The sequence below is a fragment of the Streptosporangium amethystogenes genome, assembly GCF_000721075.1.
Taxonomy (GTDB): Bacteria; Actinomycetota; Actinomycetes; order Streptosporangiales; family Streptosporangiaceae; genus Streptosporangium; species Streptosporangium amethystogenes.
This window is the reverse complement of record NZ_JOEQ01000030.1, coordinates 18,469-39,194: the sequence shown is the minus strand read 5'-3', so window position 1 is coordinate 39,194 and position 20,726 is coordinate 18,469. Positions and strand designations below refer to the sequence as shown.

The 20,726-nt window shown below is 71.7% G+C and carries 15 protein-coding genes; 6 read left to right on the top strand and 9 right to left on the bottom strand.

Annotated features, from left to right (window positions below):
* Positions 1-33 precede the first annotated feature (33 nt).
* The 6 genes from IG98_RS0132790 to IG98_RS47570 all read right to left on the bottom strand — a co-directional run bounded on the left by IG98_RS0132790 (position 34) and on the right by IG98_RS47570 (position 8,367).
* Complete coding sequence (locus IG98_RS0132790) at positions 34-2,130, bottom strand: sensor histidine kinase (protein ID WP_084195818.1); 2,097 nt, start codon at positions 2,128-2,130, stop codon at positions 34-36.
* 2 nt (positions 2,131-2,132) lie between these two features.
* Positions 2,133-3,626, bottom strand: a complete 1,494-nt coding sequence (locus tag IG98_RS0132785; RefSeq protein WP_030921155.1) for a BTAD domain-containing putative transcriptional regulator — start codon at positions 3,624-3,626, stop codon at positions 2,133-2,135.
* Positions 3,627-3,711: 85 nt separating this feature from the next.
* Entirely contained in the window at positions 3,712-5,664 is a 1,953-nt protein-coding gene (locus IG98_RS0132780; protein WP_030921154.1) for a sensor histidine kinase, read from the bottom strand.
* Positions 5,665-5,846: 182 nt separating this feature from the next.
* Positions 5,847-6,794, bottom strand: a complete 948-nt coding sequence (locus IG98_RS0132775) for a terpene synthase family protein (protein ID WP_211264210.1) — start codon at positions 6,792-6,794, stop codon at positions 5,847-5,849.
* A 161-nt stretch (positions 6,795-6,955) separates the two neighbouring features.
* Complete coding sequence (locus IG98_RS0132770) at positions 6,956-7,501, bottom strand: EF-hand domain-containing protein (RefSeq protein WP_030921148.1); 546 nt, start codon at positions 7,499-7,501, stop codon at positions 6,956-6,958.
* Positions 7,502-7,536: 35 nt separating this feature from the next.
* Complete coding sequence (locus IG98_RS47570; RefSeq protein WP_030921145.1) at positions 7,537-8,367, bottom strand: terpene synthase family protein; 831 nt, start codon at positions 8,365-8,367, stop codon at positions 7,537-7,539.
* 183 nt (positions 8,368-8,550) lie between these two features.
* Here IG98_RS47570 and IG98_RS0132760 point away from each other — a divergent pair, with 183 nt between their 5' ends.
* From IG98_RS0132760 to IG98_RS0132750, 3 genes are all read left to right on the top strand, one after another.
* Positions 8,551-9,912 (top strand): glutamine synthetase family protein, encoded by a 1,362-nt coding sequence (locus IG98_RS0132760; RefSeq protein ID WP_030921142.1) that lies wholly within the window; start codon positions 8,551-8,553, stop codon positions 9,910-9,912.
* A gap of 310 nt (positions 9,913-10,222) precedes the next feature.
* Positions 10,223-10,948: a hypothetical protein gene (locus tag IG98_RS0132755; protein ID WP_030921139.1), complete on the top strand. Its 726-nt coding sequence runs from the start codon at positions 10,223-10,225 to the stop codon at positions 10,946-10,948.
* Positions 10,949-11,176: 228 nt separating this feature from the next.
* The gene (locus IG98_RS0132750) at positions 11,177-12,118 is read left to right on the top strand and encodes an acyl-CoA desaturase (RefSeq protein WP_030921136.1); all 942 of its coding nucleotides are present in this window, start codon (positions 11,177-11,179) and stop codon (positions 12,116-12,118) included.
* 30 nt (positions 12,119-12,148) lie between these two features.
* On the opposite strand, the gene IG98_RS0132745 is transcribed toward IG98_RS0132750, so the two are convergent.
* On the bottom strand, positions 12,149-13,012 hold the full coding sequence (locus IG98_RS0132745) for an alpha/beta hydrolase (protein WP_030921133.1): 864 nt from the start codon (positions 13,010-13,012) through the stop codon (positions 12,149-12,151).
* Between the two features lie 211 nt (positions 13,013-13,223).
* Here IG98_RS0132745 and IG98_RS0132740 point away from each other — a divergent pair, with 211 nt between their 5' ends.
* The 3 genes from IG98_RS0132740 (at position 13,224) to IG98_RS52770 (ending at position 18,544) form a co-directional block, all read left to right on the top strand.
* Positions 13,224-13,925, top strand: coding sequence for a type 1 glutamine amidotransferase (locus tag IG98_RS0132740; RefSeq protein WP_030921130.1), 702 nt, complete (start codon positions 13,224-13,226; stop codon positions 13,923-13,925).
* Between the two features lie 207 nt (positions 13,926-14,132).
* Positions 14,133-17,114: a bifunctional [glutamine synthetase] adenylyltransferase/[glutamine synthetase]-adenylyl-L-tyrosine phosphorylase gene (locus tag IG98_RS0132735; RefSeq protein WP_030921127.1), complete on the top strand. Its 2,982-nt coding sequence runs from the start codon at positions 14,133-14,135 to the stop codon at positions 17,112-17,114.
* Positions 17,115-17,326: 212 nt separating this feature from the next.
* Entirely contained in the window at positions 17,327-18,544 is a 1,218-nt protein-coding gene (locus tag IG98_RS52770; protein ID WP_030921124.1) for a hypothetical protein, read from the top strand.
* Positions 18,545-18,693: 149 nt separating this feature from the next.
* On the opposite strand, the gene IG98_RS0132725 is transcribed toward IG98_RS52770, so the two are convergent.
* Both IG98_RS0132725 and IG98_RS0132720 read right to left on the bottom strand, forming a co-directional pair.
* Positions 18,694-20,100 (bottom strand): hypothetical protein, encoded by a 1,407-nt coding sequence (locus IG98_RS0132725; protein WP_030921121.1) that lies wholly within the window; start codon positions 20,098-20,100, stop codon positions 18,694-18,696.
* Entirely contained in the window at positions 20,087-20,605 is a 519-nt protein-coding gene (locus IG98_RS0132720; RefSeq protein WP_037971847.1) for a SigE family RNA polymerase sigma factor, read from the bottom strand. Before IG98_RS0132720 ends, IG98_RS0132725 begins: the two co-directional genes overlap by 14 nt.
* Positions 20,606-20,726: the final 121 nt, after the last annotated feature.

The window sequence follows — 20,726 nt, the reverse complement described above, 5'->3', positions numbered from 1 at the left end:
CACGGAGTTAGAGCCCCGAAAGGGGCAGAAGGTTTACCGGCGTTCGGTCGCGATCGGCAGCACGGCCTCCACGACCGTGCCGCCGCCGGGGGCCGCCCCGATCACGCAGGTCCCGCCCAGCTCGGCGGCGCGCTCGCGCATGGACAGCAGCCCGACTCCCGAGCGGGGGCCGGTGGGCAGCCCGTGCCCGTCGTCCTGGACACGCACCACCAGCGACTCCCCGCGCCGCAGCGAGATGGTCGCGGAGCTGGCCCTCGCGTGTTTGCGGATGTTGGTGAGCCCCTCCTGCGCGATGCGGTAGGCGGCCACCTCGGCTGCCGCGGGCAGGTCCGACAGGTTGCCCTCGGTCTCCACGGCGACCCTCGGTGTGCCCTCCTGGGCGAGGGCCCGCACGGCCCCCGCCAGGCCCAGATCGTCGAGGGTGGGCGGTCGCAGGCCGTAGACCAGTTCTCTGATCTCCTCGCTGACCGCGTCCATGCCGTCGCGCAGCTCCGTCAGGAGCCGGTCGGCGGAGTCGGGGGCGGTGCGCAGGCTGATCCTGGCCATGTTGATGGCCATCGCCATGTCGGTCAGCGCGTGGCCGAGCCCGTCGTGCAGGTCCCTGCGCAGGCGGCGGCGCTCCTCCTCGCGGGCGCTGAGGATGCGCTCCCGGGAGTGCTGCAGGTCGGCGGTCATCCGCACCGCGTGCACCACGTCGGCGACGTACGGCGTGGCCACCGCGATCAGGCGGTCGTTGTGCGCCGCGGCGAACCTGCGGGGGCCGGGGGAGCCCAGCAGCAGCAGCCCGACCGGCTCGCCGTGCCAGACCAGCGGCACACCGCGTGGCGCCGGGCCCAGCAGGCCGACCTGTATCTGCCTGGCGCCGGGTTCGTACACCTCGACCGCCACCCCGGTGACGCTCAGCCCGTCCTTGACCACCGCGGCGACGGCGGCGAGCGCGTTGGTCGGCTCGGTCTCGCGGACCTCCCTGGCCAGGCGCGCGGCGAACACCTGCGGGTCGCCGTGCGTGCCGTACATGAGCCGGTCCACCAGGCTCCTGAGCCTGTGCCGGAGTGGATGGAAGATCATTCCGGCGAGCAGGGCCGCGATCAGGCCGCCGATTCGGTCATATCCCGACAGAGCCAGCCCGGCGACCGCGCCCACCGCGTAGATGACGCTGACCGTGAAGATCAGCCCGGCGGCCACGAAGGCGCGGCTGATCACGGTGTCGATGCCGTAGAGCCGGTAGCGCAGCACGGAGAGGGCGATGGCCACCGGGACCAGCCCGGCCCAGATCGCGGCGATCAGCCACCACTCGGGTCCGGCGAGCAGGCAGGCCACGTAGATGGCGAACGCGAACAGCGGCCAGGCGATCTGCCGGCGCAGTACGGGGCCGGCCCGCCGGAAGCGCAACACCAGGGAGACCAGCGCCAGCAACGCGAGGAGTGATATCAGAAGGGCGGTCGCCTGACGTGCGGCCATGCTGTAGGGGGCCGTGGCCTCCAGTGCGAGCGGGTTGGGAATGACCCGCGGCCAGGGGTAGCTCGCCTGCTCGGGTGTCGGGCGGGTGAGGTCGAGCAGCGTGCTCGTCACCGCCGTGACCGCGCTGACCGCCACCAACGGCCGCCAGCGCCGGGAGGGCAGCCGGCCGTCGGGGGAGTAGAGCGGGAGTATGACCGCCAGCAGGATCCCGCCGACGTGGTGGCTCGTGACCATGGGCCAGCGGAGGTAGCCGGCCGCGTCCATGTCTCCCGCCGCGGCGAAGGCGAACAGCACCGATTCGGAGAAGATGTCGATCGCGCACAGCATGCCGCCCACGCACATCAGCCATGCCGTGGCCGGACGCGAGCGGTGGGCCAGCAGGAAGGCACCGACCACGGGGAACATCAGCCCCGCCGTCAGCTGGGGGGTGCCGTCCAGCTCAGGTTGCCACTCGGGCGGCAGTTCGAGGCGGAGCGCGACCCCGCCGACGATGAGTCCCACGGAGAGGGCGGCCATCACCACGGCGGCGAGCCGCCGTGGTGAGCGCAGCAGAGTGCGCGCGAGCGGCATGGCGGGCCCGCCGGGCACCGTGAGCACGTCGACGGCCCGTCTGGGCACGTCGCCGACGCCGTCGAGTACCCGGCCGTGCTCCCGTGCCCGCAGGTGCATCGCTATCTGCCCACGTCGCCGGGGTTGACCAGCCCGGACTCGTACGCGGTGACGACGAGCTGGGCCCGGTCGAACAGTCCGAGGTGGTCCAGCAGCTTGACCACCGACTGTGAGACCGACCGCTCGGAGACCGCGAGGGTCGCCGCGATCTGCCGGTTGGTCAGCCCTCTGGCGACCAGCTTCATCAGGTCGAGGTCCGCGTCGCCGAGACCGGCGAGGCCGGGCGGCGCGGACGGGTTGGTGCGCCCGGCGAAGGCCGCGATCAGGCGGGTGGTGACGGCGGGGTCGATCAGCGCGTCCCCGGCCTGCGCGGCTCGAATCGCGGTGATGAGCTGCTCGGGCGCCGACGTCTTGAGGACGAACCCGCTCACCCCCGCGCGCAGCGCCGCGTAGAGGTTGTCGTCCGTGCCGAAGGTGGTCATCATGACGACCTTCGGCGGTGCCTCGTCGGCCAGAATCCGCCGCGCGGCGGTCAGCCCGTCCAGCCTGGGCATCTGGATGTCCATCAGCACCAGGTCCGGAGCGGTCTCCCGGACCACGGCGATCGCCTGCTCGCCGTCCTCCGCCTCCCCGACGAGCTCGAAGCCGGGCTCGCTGTCCAGCACCACGCGCAGGCCGGTGCGGACCAGGGCCTGGTCGTCCACCACCACGATTCGCAGTCCGGGCAGCGCCCGCGCCCGCTCCTCGGTGGCCGTCGGGCGTGGTGCCGCCGGTTCCGCCGGGCGCGCGGCGACCGGCTCCGCGGGCGGGTCGAGGTGAACGGCCTGGGTCAGCATGTCGGACTCCAGGCGCTGCAGGGCGGCGCCGAGGTCGAGGCCGAGCTCGTCGCGGAGCATCCCCCTGGCCCGTCGGAGCGCTCCCAGCGCGTCTCCCTGCCTGCCGTTGCGGTACAGGGCCAGCGCGAGCAGCCGCCAGGCCTCCTCCCGCAGCGGGTGCGCCGAGGCGTGCGCCTCCAGGTCGGCGACCAGGGCACCGGAGTGACCGAGGAGGAGTCCCACGTCGGCGCGGCGTTCGACCGCGATCAGCCGCAGCTCCTCCAACCGGCCCGCCTCGGCCACCGCCCACGGCAGGTCGGAGAACTCGGCCAGGGCCGGGCCACGCCAGAGCGCGAGGGCGGCCTCCAGGCGATTCCACACCTCGGCGGGCTCGCCACCGGCCTTGACCGCGTTCTCGAACATCCAGGAGTCCACCTGGTCCGCTGAGGCGCGCAGCGCGTAGCCCGGCGGGGCGGAGACCAGTACCTCGGCCTCCTCCCGCGGCGCGCGGCCGGGCTCCAGGGCACGCCGCAGCCGCGACACGTATCCCTGGATGGTCGACAGGGCCTGGGTGGGAGGCTCACCCGGCCACAGCTCGTCGATCAGCATGGCCACCGGGACGGCGCGGCCACCGGCTACGAGGAGCCGGGCCAGCACCGCCATCTGGCGTTGGCCGCCGAGATCGAGCAGCGCGCCGTTGTGGCGCGCCTGGAACGGTCCGAGAGCACGAAATGTCAGCATTGCAGGCGTAAGGCTAGAGCTACCTGGGCCAACGTCATAGGGCAATACTCACCATCGTTCGCAGGCTGTAAGAAATCATCGGTGGTCATATCTCCACATTCAAGTTCACCGGAAGAACGGCTTCGACCATGGTGCCCCCTTCGGGAGGTGTCGTGATCATGCATGTCCCGCCGAGTTCGGCGGCTCGCTCGCGCATCGAGGCCAGCCCGATCCCCGAGCGACGCTCCATGGGGATGCCGACCCCGTCGTCGTGCACCCGGATGCCCAAGGAGTCCTCGCCGCGTTCCAGCGACAGCCGCACCGTCGTGGCGCCGGCGTGCTTGCGGACGTTGGTCAGCGCCTCCTGTGCGATCCGGTACGCGGCCACCTCGGTGGCGGCGGGCAGCCCCGACAGCTCGCCCCTGACCTCCACGGTGACGCCGGGGCCCGCCATCTCCGCCACCGCGCCGGCCAGGCCCAGCTCGTCGAGGGTGGGCGGTCGCAGGCCGTACACCAGGTGCCTGATGTCGCTGGTGACGCTGTCCATGCCGGAGCGCAGCTCGCCGAGCATGCGCTCGGCCGTCTCGGGGGAGACGCGCAGGGAGTGCCTGGCCACGTTGATGGACATCGCCATCCCGCTGAGTGACTGGCCGAGGCCGTCGTGCAGGTCGCGGCGGAGGCGGCGGCGTTCCTCCTCGCGGGTGGTGACGATCCGCTCCCGGGAACGCCGCAGCGCGCCGACCAGCCGGACCGCGTGGGCCGCGTCCGCCACGTACGGCGTGAGCGCGGCGATGACCCGCTCGTTGTGCGCGGCCGGCAGGCGCCTGGCCCCCGGCGGGCCGATGAGCAGGCGGCCGACGGGCTCGCCGTGCCACACGAGCCGGATGTCGCGCGTCACCTCCTCCAGTGTCCCCGCCGTCGCCTCCTCGGGCCAGCCGCCGGAGAAGCGCACGCCCGTACCGGTGACGACCAGACCGTCGCGCAGTACCTCCAGGGCGACGGCCAGCCCGCCCGCCGGATCGGCGTGCTGCAGCCTGCGCCCGAGTTCGGCGGCCAGTGCCACCGGGTCGCCCTTGCTGCCGTAGAGCAGGCGGTCGGCGCCACGCTGGAGCACCCGCCGTATCGGTTGGAAGAACGCGCCCGCGCAGAGCGCGGCGACCAGGCCGCCGATCCGGTCCACATCGGACAGGAACAGGCTGGAGGCGGTGCCCACCGCCACGTACACCCCGCCGATCACGCCGACCAGGCCCGCGCCGACCAGGGCCCTGGTGATGAGCGTGTCGATCCCGTAGAGGCGGTACCGCAGCACCGAGAAGGTGATCGCGAGCGGGACCAGCGGGATCGTGAACGACGCCAGCCACCACACCGGGTTGCCGAGCACCCAGGGGACGACGACCGCGGCGATCGCGACCAGCGGCCACAGGATCTGCCTGCGCCCCTCCGGGTCCGATCTCCGGAACCGGGTGGCCAGCGAGACGAAGGCCAGGAGTATCACCACATTGGTGATCATGTACAGGAACAACATGAAGGGGGGCGATTCCGGCTGCTCGGGTGAGGATACGAGCCCCATCACGAACACCTCGACCGCCAGGACGGCGACCGAGCTCCAGACCAGCGGTCGCCAGCGCGGGGAGGGCAGTCTCCCGTCCGGGTAGAGCAGCGGCAGCAGCACGACCAGAAGCAGGATGGTCAGATTCCAGCTCACCCCGGCGACCGTCCAGAGCACCTTGGGGGCGGTCGTCCACCCCCGTATCACGCCCAGCTGGGCGAGGTTCACCGTGAGGCTGTTCAGCGCGGAGAACAGCCCGCCCAGGCAGAGCAGCCAGCCGATGACCAACCGGGGCCGCTGGAACGCCAGCAGCGCTCCAAGGATGGGGAACGCGGTGCCGGCCACGTCCTCCGGCGCGAACGGCAGCGGCGTGTAGGAGGGTTGCGGGAGCTGCGCCGTGATCCAGACGTTGACGCACACCATCGCGACGGACGTGCTGGTGATCAGCACCGCCGCGACCCGCCCCTGGACGGGCGTCACCCTTGGGATCGACAGGTTCAGCCCGCGCATGGTGGTTCAGGCCCTTCATCTGGTACTTGGAAGGACCTTAACCGGCTCGAAACGCAATTCAATCAATAAGCGATCAAAACGGGGCGTATCTCGTATGGAGCCCCAGCGCCGGTCCGATCGCCGGCGGAACCCGAGGCAGGCGCTCCCACCCGGGCGAGTTCGCCCGGGTGGGAGCGGGCCGGTCACGGCACGTCGTATCGGCTGGACTCCAGGAGCCATTCCAGCTGCGCTCTCGGCGCCGCGAGGAACGCGCACGCGACCTTGCTGATCTCCCTGGCCTGGCCGGTCGACAGCTCGAACCGGTCGAACAGCGCCGGCAGCCGGCGCGTGGAGATCCGCAGGTCCTCGGCGCGGGCGGCGATCCGGTCGTTCACCCAGGTGACGGCGGCGCCGTCGGAGAGCCCGAACGCGGTCGCGGCGACCGTCACGTAGTTGTGCACGTCGCCGTTGGCCCGCTCCTTGTGGTGCGAGGCGACGTCGTTGCACCACGCGGTGACGTCGTTGCAGGCGTCCACCAGCGTCCGCCAGGTCGTGCTCTCACGCAGCCCCGCGGGCACCTCCACCCCCAGGCACGGCTCCACCAGGTCGAACAGGTAGGGGCCCGCGGTGCCCCGGCGCAGCCGCGGATACTCCGTGGGGGAGGGCACCCGGCCCGCGCACCGGTTCTCGGCCTCGGTGCGGCATGCCTCGCCCTGCGTCGCCAGCCCGGCCAGGAACCGGTGCCGCCACCGGGTGCTCATCCGCCCCGCGGTGATCTTCCAGAGGTCGGCGAAGGCGATCTCGACGGGCGAGGAGGCGTGGACGGGAGCACGCGCGACGAGGTCGAGCCTGGCGAAGGTGGCCTCCACGACCTCGGCCGCACGCCCGGCGGGCTTCTCGTCCCACTCGTCGTCGAAATGGAACAGCCAGGTCAGCCACTTGGCGAACAACAGCGCCGCCTCCACGCCGAACCCGGCGAAGGCACGGCCCGCCATCCGGTCGAATCCGGCGCGCGGGGGCGCCTCCAGTCCGACCTCGCGGGCCCAGCGGGCGAGTTCGGCGCCGATCACGTCGACCGAGGGATGCATCCGGCACGGTGCCGACATCGCCGGTACGAGCTCGGCGAGGGGGAGCAGCGAAGCCGCGACCACCCCGGAGGAGGGTGGCGGCTCCGGGCATTCCGCGGCCCCGGGGGGCGGGGCGGCGAAGGGACGCGTGACAGGTGAGGGAGAGGGGTGCAGGGAGTGTGACAAGGGTTGTGAGTGGGGTCGGGGAAAGGTCAGGGGATCGCCGAACGTTGGGGTGAGAGCCACTACAGCGGACCGAACAGCCAGTTGCCGGCCACGTCCGGATCGGCGCTCGTGTAGAACTGCCGGGTCGCCTCGACCAGTTCGCCCACGGACACCGCGCCGTCGCCGTCCGCGTCGAGCCGCTCGAAGGCGGCCGTCACGTCCTCGCGGGAGGTGCCGAACGCGGCCATCATGACCCAGAACTCGTCCGGCCCGACGGCGCCGTCGCCGTCGGGGTCGCACAGCCAGGCCGCCGCCTCGGCCGCGGGCCCGAAGACCGCGTCGAACCGGTCGCCCTCGACGAACGCGGAGGTCATACCGGCGCGGAACTCCTCCGGGGAGATCGCGCGGTCGCCGTCGGTGTCGATCTCCGCGGTCAGCGTCCGCCAGATCTCCTCGAAGCCCTGGGCGAGCCTGCTGCCGGCCGGGGAGGTCGGCGACTCACCGAAGCCGACGAGGATCCGGGCTCCGAGGCCGAGAAGGTCCTCGCGCTCGATCGATCCGCTGCCGTCGACGTCCATGTGCTCGAAGGCACGGTCGAGCTTGCGGTTGAGGAGCCTGGTGCTCATCGTTCACTCCGTCGTCACTTGATGAACTCGAACTGTTACCCTAAGTGACGATAGCGGGGCGTTTCCAGGAGCCACTCCAGATAAGCCCTCGGAATGGTCAAGAAAGCGCATGCCACCCGCGTCACCTCCTGGGAGGTGGCGAAGCCGAGATCGTGCCGCTCGGTGAGCGCCGGGATCGCGCGGGCCGCCGTCCACAGCTCCTCCATCCGGGCGGCCACGCGGTCGATCACCCGCTCCTCCGCCACCCGGTTGGAGCGTTCCAGGAAGGCGCCTCTCGCGCCGTCGTGTCCGGCCGCCGCCTCCGCGCACCAGGTGGTCACGTCGCCGCTCGCCTCGACGAGCGCTCGCCAGCGCGGGCTCCGCCGCACCGGGGCGGGCACCTCCACCCCGTAGCAGGGCTCCACCAGGTCCAGCGGCAGGCGGCCGAAGGCGTTCGGGGGCTCGCCGGTGGCCAGTCCGGCGGTGAAGCGCTCGCGCCACGCGTCACTCATCCGAGGGGCACACGCTCCCCAGAGGTCGGCGAAGGCCCGCGTCAGCGGTGCCGTGCCCGGCTCGCCGCCCGCGGCCACGGCGAGGACCGGGGGGAGCGCCGCGGGCTCCTCGCGCAGCCGCGCCCCCCAGGTCAGCCAGCGGGCGAGCAACGTGACCGCGCGGGTTTCGCAGCGGGCGAACGCCCGCCCGGCCAGCCAGGAGGCGGCGGGATCCGGGGGCAGCCCGGCCGCGCGGGCCCAGTCGGACGCGGCGGCCTCGACCAGGTGTATCGACGGGTGGACGGGGCAGGGCATCGTCAATGCCGCGAGGCGTTCGGTGAGCCTGACCGGTGACGAGACCGCGTACGGTGGTTCGTGAACTTCGGCGCGCGTCATCGTTTCCCCCCGGATCGAACTTCCAGCGGCTCCGGTCGCACACTGTAAGAGGAGACGGGGCCTGTCGCGCGGAGGCGCGACGCGCATCTCACTGTTCTTACTCGTAACGTGTGCGAAACACTTAGCGGGCAAACTGATAGACCACCAGGCGTGTCGCAGCACGTCAGCAATGAAGGAGAAGCCTTGGACCGCCAGCAGGAGTTCGTTCTCCGCACCCTTGAGGAGCGCGACATCCGGTTCATCCGGCTGTGGTTCACCGATGTGCTCGGGTTCCTGAAGTCGGTGGCCATCGCCCCGGCCGAACTTGAGGGGGCCTTCGCCGAGGGCATCGGCTTCGACGGCTCGGCGATCGAGGGCTTCGCCCGGGTCTACGAGTCGGACATGCTCGCCAAGCCCGACCCGTCGACCTTCCAGATCCTTCCGTGGCGCAGTGAGACGCCGGGTGCGGCCCGGATGTTCTGCGACATCCTCATGCCGGACGGCTCGCCCTCGCACGCGGACCCGCGCTGGGTGCTCAAGCGCACCCTGTCGAAGGCCTCCGACATGGGCTTCAGTTTCTACACCCACCCGGAGATCGAGTTCTTCCTGCTGAAGAACCGGCCTGAGGGCAGTGAGCGGCCCGAGCCGATCGACGGCGGCGGCTACTTCGACCACACCCCGCACAGCTCCGGCCACGACTTCCGGCGTAACGCGATCATGATGCTGGAGTCGATGGGCATCTCCGTCGAGTACAGCCACCACGAGGGCGGTCCGGGCCAGCAGGAGATCGACCTGCGCTACGCCGACGCGCTCACCACCGCCGACAACATCATGACCTTCCGCCTGGTCATGAAGGAGGTCGCGCTGGAGCAGGGCATCTGGGCGAGCTTCATGCCCAAGCCCTTCACCGAGCATCCCGGCTCCGGCATGCACACCCACATGTCGCTCTTCGAGGGCGACCGTAACGCCTTCTACGAGCCGGGCGCCGACTACCAGCTCTCCAAGATCGGCCGCTCCTTCATCGGTGGCCTGCTGGTGCACGCCGCCGAGATCACCGCGGTCTGCAACCAGTGGGTCAACTCCTACAAGCGGCTCTGGGGCGGCGCCGAGGCGATCGCCGGAGCCGGCGGCGAGGCCCCGAGCTACATCTCCTGGGGCCACAACAACCGCTCGGCCCTGGTCCGGGTGCCGATGTACAAGCCGCACAAGGGCGGCTCGACCCGCATCGAGTTCCGCTCGCTCGACTCCGCCTGCAACCCCTACCTGGCCTTCGCCGTGATCCTGGCGGCCGGTCTGAAGGGAATCGCGGAGGGGTACGAGATGCCCCCCGGCGCCGAGGACGACGTCTGGGCGCTGACCTCGGCCGAGCGCAGGGCGCTGGGCATCCAGCCGCTGCCCCAGTCGCTGGACGAGGCCATCGCGGTCATGGAGCGCAGCGAGCTCGTCGCCGAGACCCTCGGCGAGCACGTCTTCGACTACTTCCTGCGCAACAAGCGCGCCGAGTGGAACGAGTACCGCCGCCAGGTCACCGAGTTCGAGCTCGGCCGCTACCTGCCGGTCCTCTAGCCGCTTCCGTGTTACCGGCACGGCGGGCGTCAGGACCTCCCGTCGTGCCTGGAACGACCGCGCGGACCAAGCCGCGCGGACCGTGCCGCGCGGACCGTGCCGCGCGGTCGTCGCCGGGGGCGTGCCGACAGGTCGCGGAGGCGGGTAATCCGATGCCGCCCGCCGAACGTCATATCGGTGTTACCCGCTGCTCATCGAGGCGTCATCGACCCCGAGTTGGCTGTATGTACAAGCAGCCCGGTAAAATCGGTCAGTCCGAATACCGTTGTTTTGAGGATAAATCGCCCTAAAAGGCGACAGGAGGTGCGGCATGACGACGGCTGCCGAGCTGCAGACCGTGCTGACCGTTCCGGCGCGTTTCCGCGGTCCCGAGGGCTCCGCGAACGGCGGATGGATCGCGGGCACGGTTTCCGAGGCGTTGCACGGCGCCCGGCACGACTCGGCTGTCGAGGTCACGCTGCATGCGCCCACGCCACTGGATACCGAGCTGTCCCTGCGCCACCTCGCCAACACCGCGACCCTCACCGACGGTGAGAGGCTCCTTGTCGAGGCCATCACGGTCACCGAGGAGTTCGACGTACCGGCCTTCGTGCCCTTCAACGAGGCGGCGCGGGCCGAGGGCGGCTTCGCCGGCCTCGTCGAACACGCCTTCCCCGGCTGCTTCGCGTGCGGCATGCGCGATCCCGGCGACGGCCTGCGGATCTTCCCCGGCCCGGTGTCCGGCACCGGCCTGATCGCCGCCGGCTGGCGGGTCCCGATGACCGTCACCGACGAGGACGGCGCCGTCCCCGACGCGATCGTCTGGGCCGCCCTCGACTGCCCCACCGGCTGGGCGCACTTCCAGCCGGGCGAGTTCGCCCTGCTCGGCCGGCTGACCGCGCGGCTGCACCGCCGGATCTACCCCGGCGGCACCTACTCCGTCGTCGCCCGCGCCGGCGGCCGCGAGGGACGCAAGCTCTTCGGGGAGAGCGCCATCTACGAGGTCGACGGCACGCTGGTCGCCGCCGCCAAGGCCGTCTGGATCGCTCCCGCCTAGCTCCCGCCCCCCGGGACCTTCGCCCGCGGCCGCCTTACGGCCCTGCCCGACCGATCCTCGCCACGGCGGGATCGGTCGGGCAGGGCCTGGTACGGAGGCCCTGAGACGGGCGGCATGCCGCATCGGGCCGCGTCACCTGGGGATTGTCATCGGGCTGACAAGAGCGAGGCGATAAATCGCCCTGGGGTGCGGAGCTTTCCGCGCGGCGGGCGATTAGCTTCGGCAGGCATGGCATCCTCCTCCGCCGTCGCGCCGCAGGACCTCGCCGACCGGCCCGTGCCGTGGTTCGAACGCCTCCTGATCGTCCTGTTCGTCGTCGCCCCCTTCCTCGCCGTCCTGGCCGCCGTGCCCTTCGCCTGGGGGTGGGGGCTCGGGTGGCGGGACATGGTCATCGCCGCGGTGATGTACCTCGTCACCGGGTTCGGCGTCACCGTCGGCTACCACCGGCACTTCACCCACCGTTCGTTCCAGGCCCCCACCTGGCTCCGGGTGGTGCTGGCGATCGCCGGGGGCATGTCGTTGCAGGGCCCGGTGATCCGCTGGGTGGCCGACCATCGCCGGCACCACAAGTACGCCGACAGGGACGGCGATCCGCACTCGCCGTGGCGGTTCGGCCCCGGATTCGCCGGGTTGTCCAGAGGGCTCTTCCATGCCCATGTCGGCTGGCTGTTCAGCCCGGAACAGACCTCCAGGCGGCGTTTCTGCCCCGATCTCCTCGCCGACCGGCCGATCAGACTCCTCTCGCACAACCTGGCCTACGTGCCGGTCATCCTGCTGTCGGTGGGCCTGCCCGCGCTGGCCGGCGGGCTCTGGGGCGGCTCCTGGCAGGCCGCGCTCACCGCGGGTTTCTGGGGCGGTCCGGTACGCGTCTTCGTCCTGCACCACGTGACCTGGTCGATCAACTCGATCTGCCACACGTTCGGCAGGGAGGAGTTCTCGGTCAGGGACCGCTCCCGCAACGTGTGGTGGCTCGCGGTGGTCTCGCTGGGGGAGGCGTGGCACAACCTGCACCACGCCGACCCCACCTGTGCCAGGCACGGTGTCCTGCGCGGTCAGGTCGATCCGAGCGCCAGGCTCATCTGGCTGCTGGAACGGGCGGGCTGGGCCGTCGACGTCCGCTGGCCCGACGCGGGACGCCTGGCCTCCCGCCGGGTGACCAGGGCCGCCTGACGCCGGTGCCCGCCCTCTCGTTTCCTGCGGTCAGCGGGTGAGACGATCGGCGACCAGAGAGGCGCAGCGGTCGTCGAAGAGGATCGTGTAGTGGTTGCAGTCCTCGATCACCTCATCCTTCAGCGAGGGCACCTGCGCGGTCCACCCGGTGGCGAGCTCGTCGGGCAACATGCCGACCGGCTGGTTCAGCAGTCCCCTCGGGGCGCGCAGCAGCGACAGGGGCGAGGTGATCGCCCGCAGCGCGGCGCCGATCGCCTCGCCCTCGGTGAGCATCCACCGGCCGTCCTCGCGGACCGGCTCCTGCCGCACCCGCGAGCGCACCGCGCCTTCCGGCCCCGAGGCGTCGTAGCGGACGTACTCCTCCGCCTCCTCGGTCCACGCGTCGACGAAGGCCGGGTGGGCCTTGAAGAAGTCCACGTACGCGTCGACGCTCGGGAAGGTCTGGGCCAGCCGGGCGATGGCGGGCCCGAGGGTGGCCTCAAGCACCGCGTCGGGGTCCGCGCCGGGGGGCAGCGGTAGCGGGAGCCCGCCGTCGACCAGCGCGACCCTGGCGTAGTCGTGGCCCACCGCGGCGAGCGCGGTGACATAGGCGCCCATCGAGTGGCCGGTGAGCACGATGTCGGACTCCGCGCCCACGGACCGGGCGACGAGGTTCACGTCCTCGGCGTGCCTGGCCAGGCCGTACGGGCCGGGGAGCCCGGCGCTGTGGCCACGGCCGCGCAGGTCCATCGCGACCAGCGACCAGTCGGCGGGCAGCCTGCGGGCGACGCCGGTCCAGGACATGAGCGAGGCGGTGATGCCGTGCACGGCCACGATCACGCGCGGCCCGGTCCCGAACCTGGCGACGCGCAGCGCGCCGCCGGGGACCTCGACATCACTCAGGACGGGATTCATCGGCTCTCCTCGGATATGGAGACCTCCGCCTTCCGGAGAAGGGGAGAAGGCGGCCCGGTGCCGCGTGCTTCGGCAATGTATCCGGTGGCGGCCACGGCCAGGTCACCGGGAGGACGGCCTTCGCTCAAGGTCGACGTCCTTCCGGGAGATCCTGGTCTCCCGCCTCCACTCCAGTACGGCGCTTATCCCCATTTCAGACCATAATTGCCGTATGGGAATTACCGTCATCGAGCACGAGGCGGACGCGGGCCTCGGGTTTCTCGCCGAATGGCTGTCCGGAGCCGGGGTCGCCTGCGAGATCATCCGGCCCTACCTGGGGGAGGCCGTGCCCGAGCGGGCCGCCGGCGGGCTGATCGTCCTCGGCGGCGAGGCGGCGGCCTGGGAGGACGAGCGGTATCCCTGGCTGCCCGCCACCCGAGACCTGATCCGCGGCTGTGTCGAGGCGGGCGTGCCCACCCTGGGGATCTGCCTGGGCGCCCAGCTCATGACGCTCGCCTGCGGCGGCGCCGTCGAGCGCGGAGAGCACGGGCTGGAGGTCGGCGCGACCGAGGTCGTCCCGCTGCCGGCCGCCGGGGCGGACCCGCTGTTCACCGGTCTTGCCCCCTCTCCCGCCATCCAGTACCACCGCGACGCGATCACGCGGCTCCCCGCGGGCGCGGTGCCGCTGGCCGGCGGCGACCTCTACCCCAACCAGGCGTACCGGCTGGGGGAGAACGCCTGGGCGGTGCAGTTCCACCCCGAGGCCACCCCGGAGATCTTCGCCGGCTGGACGGCCGGCTCGGCCGACCAGCTGACCGACCTGGGCCACCCGGTCGAGGAGCTCAACACGCAGGTGAAGGAGGCCAGAGAGCGGCTCGTCACCGCCTGGAAGCCGCTCGCCGAGCGATTCGCCACCGCCGTCCAAACCGCGTGACCGGGCGATTACGGTCCGAATCCGCTAACGACGGCGCACAGTTTCGGGATTAACCTGTGCGGCGACGCTCCGAATGCCCGAGGTACGCGCCGAGGCCGACGTGACCGCGAGGGGCGTGCACCTTTGATCGCTCGGGGTAAGGATTGAGGAAGGGCACCCGTGCCTGTGATCGAGGACCATGGAGGGTCGGTGGAGACCGTGCCCCGGATGCAGACGACCGCCGGGCGTCTGGCCAGGCTCGGCTTCGCCGACGGGGCCAGGGCCGAGCGGCTGCTCGACGAGCTGGGACCGGAGGCCTTCGGAGACATCGACCTGCTGACCTCGCTGGTCGCCGCGGCCGATCCCGACCTGGCGCTCACCTCGCTGAACCGGCTGGCCGAGCAGGACCCCAGCGTTCTTGGAGCGCTCCGAGCGGATTCCGGGCTGCGAGACCGGTTGCTCGGCGTCTTCGGCGTCAGCGCCGCGCTCGGCGACCATGTCGTCAGGCATCCGGAGCACTGGCGCCTGCTCGGCAAGGCGTCGGCGACGGAGCGTCCGGGCGAGGGGGAGCTCCGCGCGGAGCTGCTGCTCGCGGTCGGCGCCGAGCCCGACGACCCCGAGCCGAGGGCCGTGGACGCCTCCACCGACACCCTCTCGGCGCTGCGCGTCGCCTACCGGGGCCGCCTGCTCCACCTCGCCGCGCGCGACGTCACCGGGGCCGTCTCGCTGTCGGAGGTGACCGCCGAGCTGTCCGACCTGGCCGGGGCCGCGCTGGAGGCGGGGCTCGCCGTTGCCAGGTCGGAGCACCCGGAGGCGGGGGCGGTGCGGCTGGCCGTCATCGGCATGGGCAAGTGCGGGGCACGCGAGCTCAACTACATCAGCGACGTCGACGTCGTCTTCGTGGCCGAGCCGAGAGAGGGGGCCGACGACTCCCTCGACGAGCACGGGGCCATCAAGCTCGCCACCCGGCTGGCCCAGGGCATGATGCGCGCCTGTTCGACCAGTACCCCCGAGGGGGCACTGTGGGAGGTCGACGCGGCGCTGCGCCCCGAGGGCAAGGCCGGGCCGCTGGTCCGCACCCTCGCCAGCCACCTGGCCTACTACCGGCGCTGGGCCAAGACATGGGAGTTCCAGGCCCTGCTGAAGGCACGGCCGGTCGCGGGTGACACCGAACTCGGCGAGCAGTACGTCGCCGCGGTGAACGAGATGGTCTGGCAGGCCGCCACCCGGGACAAGTTCGTCGAGGACGTGCAGGCCATGCGCCGCCGGGTGGAGGAGCACGTCCGCGGTGGCGAGGCCGAGCGCCAGCTCAAGCTGGGGCCGGGCGGGCTGCGCGACATCGAGTTCGCGGTGCAGCTGCTCCAGCTCGTCCACGGCCGTCTCGACCCGCTGCTGCGCCGCCGTGCCACGCTTCCCGCGCTCGCCGCCCTCTCCCGCGGCGGCTACGTGGGCAGGGACGACGCCAAGGCCCTCGCCGAGGCGTACACCTTCCTGCGCCAGGTCGAGCACCTCATCCAACTGCACCGGCTCCGCCGCACGCATGTGGTGCCCGAGGGCAACGCCGACCTGCGCCGTCTCGGCAGGAGCCTGGGCATGACCGCCGACCCGGTGGGAGAGTTCACCACCAGGTGGCGGCGGCACGCCATGGAGGCACGGCGCCTGCACGAGAAGCTGTTCTACCGGCCGCTGCTGCAGGCGGTGGCCCGGCTGCCCGAGTCCGAGGACCGGCTCTCCACCGCCGCGGCCAAGGCCCGCCTGGAGGCGCTCGGCTACACCGACCCGGCCGGGGCGCTGCGCCACATCAGCGCGCTGACCACGGGTGTCTCCCGCCGTGCCGCGATCCAGCGCACCCTCCTTCCGGTCATGCTCGGCTGGTTCGCCGACGCCCCCGACCCCGACGCCGGCCTGCTCGGCTTCCGCCAGGTCTCCGACAAGCTCGGCTCCACCCCGTGGTACCTGCGACTGTTGCGAGACGAGACCGCGGTGGCCTCGCAGCTGGCCCGGATGCTCGGTACCAGCCGTTACGTGACGGGGCTGCTGATGAACGCACCGGAGTCGGTCGCGATGCTCGGCTCGGACACCGAGCTGGCCCCCAGGCCCGCCGAGGCGCTGCTGTCGGAGGCGCGGACCGTGGTCGCCCGGCATCCGGGGGACGCCGAGGGCGCGGTGGCCGCGGTCCGGGGGCTGCGCCGCAGGGAACTGCTCCGCACCGCCGTCGCCGACCTCTCCGGGCTCATCGACATCGAGGAGGTCGGCCAGACGCTGTCCGGGCTCAACGACGTGACGATCCAGGCCGCGCTCGACGCCGCGATCGACAAGGTCGAGATGGAACGTCGCACCCCGCTGGGCACCAGGTTCGCGGTGATCGCGATGGGCCGCCTGGGCGGGATCGAGTCCTCCTACGGCAGTGACGCCGACGTGATGTTCGTGCACTCGCCGCTGGAGGGGGTGGCCGAGCGCGAGGCCACCGAGATGGCGTTCGAGGTGGCCAACGAGCTGCGCCGGCTGCTGGCCCTGCCCGCCCCCGACCCGCCGCTGCTCATCGACCCCGGCCTGCGTCCCGAGGGCAAGGCCGGGCCACTGGTCCGCACCCTGGCCTCGTACGCCGCCTACTACGAGCGGTGGTCCTCGCCGTGGGAGTCGCAGGCGCTGCTGCGCGCCCGCTTCTCCGCCGGGGACGCCGAGCTCGGTGTCGGCCTGCTGCACCTGGCCGACCCGCTGCGCTATCCGCCGGAGGGCATCTCCGAGGCGGCGGTGGTGGAGATCCGCAGGCTCAAGGCCCGGATGGAGGCCGAACGCCTCCCGCGCGGCACCGATCCCGCCCTGCACACCAAGCTCGGCCCCGGCGGGCTGTCCGATGTGGAGTGGGTGGCCCAGCTCATCCAGCTCCGCCACGCCGGGCGCCTCCCGTCGCTGCGGACCACCCGCACCCTGGAGGCGCTGAGCGCGGCGGTCGCCGAGGGTCTGCTCGCGGAGGCCGACGAGGCGGTGCTCGCCAAGGCGTGGCGGTTCGCCTCGCGCATCCGCGACGCCATCGTCGCGGTCCGGGGCCGGGCCTCGGACACGATCCCGGTGGACGCCCGCGAGCGCATGCTCATCGCCCGCGCCCTCGGCTACCCGCCCGACGGTACGGAGGACTTCGTGGACGACTACCGCCGCGCCACCCGCCGGGCCCGCCGGGTCGTGGAGCGCGTCTTCTACGAGGGCTGACCGTTCGCGTGGCCGGACGACCGGTACCTGTTCCGGCCACGCGCGAGGAGGCGGCGACCCACCCGAAGCCCGCGCGGCGGGCGAGGATCCCCATCCTCCGGGGTGGAGTGGACGCCTGCCACCCGGCCCGGACCGTCACGAAAACCGGCCCGTTTTGGTGATCTCGTTGCGCCGCCCGGGGCGGGCGTGTATCAACGGTCCGGGTGATCCTTTTGATATCCGTTTACATTGATCTGGCCATCGGGCTGATCCTGGCCTTCCTGCTCCTGTCGCTCCTGGTGAGCGGGATCAACGAGGCCTTCGTCCGGCTGCTCGGGATCCGCAGCAAGTTCCTCTGGGCCTATCTCAGGGACACCCTGGACGGCTCGTCGGAGGACGGCAGGTCGTGGATCCCGTCGAAGATAGCCGACGTCTTCGCGAAGCTGCCCTTCTCCGGCAACGATCCGCGCCCGGCGCACAGTCCGGATCCGGCGCCCGCCGTGGTCGAGCCGATGCGGGTCGACGCCGCCACGGTCCTGGCCGCCGAGAACGCCGAGGAGAAGGTCTCGGAGGAGATCGCCGAAGGGATCGCGCCAGAGAGCGTCGCGGGAAATACCGCCGAGGAGATCGGATCCGACGAGGCGGGCGTCGGTGAGCCCGCAGCCGAGGACCGCGCGGAACCGCTCACACCACCGGTCGACATGACCACGCGGCTGTACGAACGGCTCCAGGAGATCGACCACCCCAAGGGGACCCGCACCAGCATCGCGAACATCCCGCCCGAGCGTTTCTCCGGCGCGGTGATGGAACTGGTCGCCGCGGAGGAGGGCGGGATCGAGGGCCTGCTCGCCAAGCTGGAGGCCATCAACAGCCCTCTCGCGGGCCACCTCAAGGGCGTCTGGGAGGGCGCGCAGCGGGACCTGCCGAGGTTCCGGAAGGGCGTCGAGGACTGGTTCAACGGGGAGATGCAGCGCCTGTCCACGCTCTACGCCCGCTACGTCAAGTGGGTGGTCTTCGCGCTGGGAGTGGTCCTGACGCTGGCGTTCAGCATGGACGCGCTGGAGTACGGCAAGACCCTGCTGCGCGACAACGCCTACCGCGCCGGGGTGGCCGCCATCGCGGGAGGCGGCGGGGAGGGGTACGCCGAGCTGAAGGAGAAGTGCGCCGCCGCCGGGGCCGAGCTCGCCGAGCCGTACCGGTGCGTGACCGAGTCCCTCAGCTCCCCGGCGCTGGTCAAGATCTTCGACCACGCGATCGTGAGCGTCACGATCCCGCCCGACGGCTCCGCCGATCCGTCGTTCCACTGGAACGGCGGAGCCTGGTGGGACCGGCTGATCACTCCGGGACACTGGCCCGGTTACCTGCTCACCATGGTGGCGCTGCTGTTCGGCGCCTCGTTCTGGTGGGACGTGCTGCGCCGCCTGACCGGCGTCCGGGGCAACCGTTCCTAGCCCTGGTCGTGCCGCTGTCCGGTGCCCGGGGCGACCGCCCCTGGTGAGCCGGTCCGGAGATCCTGTCGCGGTAGCGGCAGATCCAGCCGATGATCTGGTTGGCGCTCCAGGTCCACCTGGAAGGGCCTGGCACTGTCGTTCCAGACCTTTCACCGAGGCCGGTAAGACAGGGGCGGGACGCGGATCCCCAGGATGATTTCGTTAAGCCTGTCCGCCAGGGTGGGATCGACCTCGGCGTGGATGGTGAGCTCAGGGGTCTCCAGGAAGAATCCCGGGCGGCCGTCCCGATCGGTGGTCCGTATGCCCTTGATCCACTTTCCCACGCGTGAGGGCTCCCGCTTCGTCCCGCGCAGGAACTCGTCCACCCACTGGCCGCTGTGGAGGACTACGCCGCGGATCACGGTGACCTCGACGTCGCGCGAGCCGTCAGACCACCGTCCGGCCGTCGCGCTCCAGCCCTTGCCGAGCCGCACCGTCTCCCCGGCGACCCGCCGCAGGCCGGGAGGCAGGTAGGCGACGGTGACGTGGTCGACCGCGTCACCGGAGGTGGACGGCGGCTCGGCGGGGACGAGGCCTGCCACGATCCTGTCCAGGGTGGTCGCGAGGCCCTGGTTCACCTCCACGAGGTATCCGAGACCGGGCTTCTCCAGCCACAGGCGCATCCGCGTGTGCGAGGCGCCCCCGGCGCCCCCGGCGGCCCGGTACCCGGGTTTGCCGCGAACCTTTTCCGGGGTGGCGGTGTACAGGTTCTGACGGGTCCTGGCCCAGGTGAGCAACGTCTCCGCGTCCGCGGCGCTCACCCCGCGCACCGCCAGGAGCCGGACCGAGGCGCCGTCGTCCCCGCTCCATCCGAGTTCGGTCCACCCGGTCCGGTCGATCACGGAGAAGGGATCCTTCAGATACAGGCCGGGGGGAACGTAGGTGACGCGCAGCCCCTGGAAGTCTCCGCCGGTGGGATCCTTGGGGATGAGACCACCGGCGATCCTCCGCAGATCGTCCCGGTGTCGGACGCCCACCGTGACGCGCAGGACCAGGCCGGCCCGCTCCTCCCAGACCAGGTCGTCCCCCTCGGCCCGGGTGAACGCTCCGCGTCCGCGCACCTTCGCGACAAGGAATCCCGGCAGCGTCTCGGGCACACCCTGGATCCCGCCGAGCACGCGCTCGGCCCCCCCGACGTGGAAGGCCGGGTCACGGTAGACCGTGACGCGGATGAGGCCGTCCCCCGAACCCCAGGTCGCGCCGGTGCCGCGAAGACCTCCGGCGTCGGCTCTCGCCAGTACGGGGGCGCCGAGACCCGCGGGCAGATAACCGACCTTGACGCCGTCCACGTCCACCGCCTGGGTGGGGGAGGCCACGCCGCTTCGGTCCGCCACAATCAGGTAGCCGGGGACGGCCGCCGCCAGCACGGCCGCGGCGACCAGGGCCACAGCCGTCGTACGAGCTCTCCTTCCTCGGTCCGCGCCCTGTACGACCCTGTGGGCGAGACCGGGAGGGACGCCGAGCGCGGAGGTCTCCTCGATCATGGCCTGACGGAGTTCGTTCTCAACGTTCGGCATGGGGAAACGCCTCCTCGTGAAGGTCGGCGCCGATCAGGGCGCGCAAACGGGCCAGTCCCTTGAACGCCTGGCTCTTGACCGCTCCGATCGAACAGCGGAGGATCTCGGCGGTCTGGGCTTCGGTCAGGTCCTCGAAAAAGCGCAGGACCAGTACGGCGCGCTGGTGTGGCGGCAGACCCCGGAGACCGGCGATCAGGACCTGGCGGAGCTCGACACCACTCAGGGAGTCGGGCGCCGGAGTGTCCGGGGGCGAGTCGGTCAGGAAGATCCGCAAGATCGCGCGACGGCGGGCGCGGCTGATGGCGGTGTTGACGATGATGCGGCGCACATAGGGTTCGGGGTCACTGCCCACGTGCAGGCGGCCCCAGCTGCGGTAGGCCTTCTCCAGCGCGCTCTGCAGGACGTCCTCGGCCTCGTCGCGGGACCCGCAGGTGAGGTGAGCGATCCTGAACAGGCTCGCTCCCCGCGCCGCGACGAACTCGGTGAACCCCTCGTGACCGCTCACGCGGCCGTCTTAGGTCTCATACCCGTTCATACGCCCGGCCCCGAGCGAAGGGTTTCCAGGCATGACCAGGTTTCCGGCCGCCGGATCCTCGGCCACAGCTCCCATCGGATGTCTCAGCCCC

Bases quoted from the DNA above. Each gene is read 5' to 3' on its own strand.
- IG98_RS0132770 (WP_030921148.1), bottom strand. From the start codon at position 7,501: ATGAGCACCAGGCTCCTCAACCGCAAGCTCGACCGTGCCTTCGAGCAC.
- IG98_RS0132780 (WP_030921154.1), bottom strand. From the start codon at position 5,664: ATGCGCGGGCTGAACCTGTCGATCCCAAGGGTGACGCCCGTCCAGGGG.
- IG98_RS47570 (WP_030921145.1), bottom strand. From the start codon at position 8,367: ATGACGCGCGCCGAAGTTCACGAACCACCGTACGCGGTCTCGTCACCG.
- IG98_RS0132740 (WP_030921130.1), top strand. From the start codon at position 13,224: ATGGGAATTACCGTCATCGAGCACGAGGCGGACGCGGGCCTCGGGTTT.
- IG98_RS0132725 (WP_030921121.1), bottom strand. From the start codon at position 20,100: ATGCCGAACGTTGAGAACGAACTCCGTCAGGCCATGATCGAGGAGACC.
- IG98_RS0132785 (WP_030921155.1), bottom strand. From the start codon at position 3,626: ATGCTGACATTTCGTGCTCTCGGACCGTTCCAGGCGCGCCACAACGGC.
- IG98_RS0132735 (WP_030921127.1), top strand. From the start codon at position 14,133: ATGCAGACGACCGCCGGGCGTCTGGCCAGGCTCGGCTTCGCCGACGGG.
- IG98_RS0132790 (WP_084195818.1), bottom strand. From the start codon at position 2,130: ATGCACCTGCGGGCACGGGAGCACGGCCGGGTACTCGACGGCGTCGGC.
- IG98_RS0132750 (WP_030921136.1), top strand. From the start codon at position 11,177: ATGGCATCCTCCTCCGCCGTCGCGCCGCAGGACCTCGCCGACCGGCCC.
- IG98_RS0132745 (WP_030921133.1), bottom strand. From the start codon at position 13,012: ATGAATCCCGTCCTGAGTGATGTCGAGGTCCCCGGCGGCGCGCTGCGC.
- IG98_RS0132755 (WP_030921139.1), top strand. From the start codon at position 10,223: ATGACGACGGCTGCCGAGCTGCAGACCGTGCTGACCGTTCCGGCGCGT.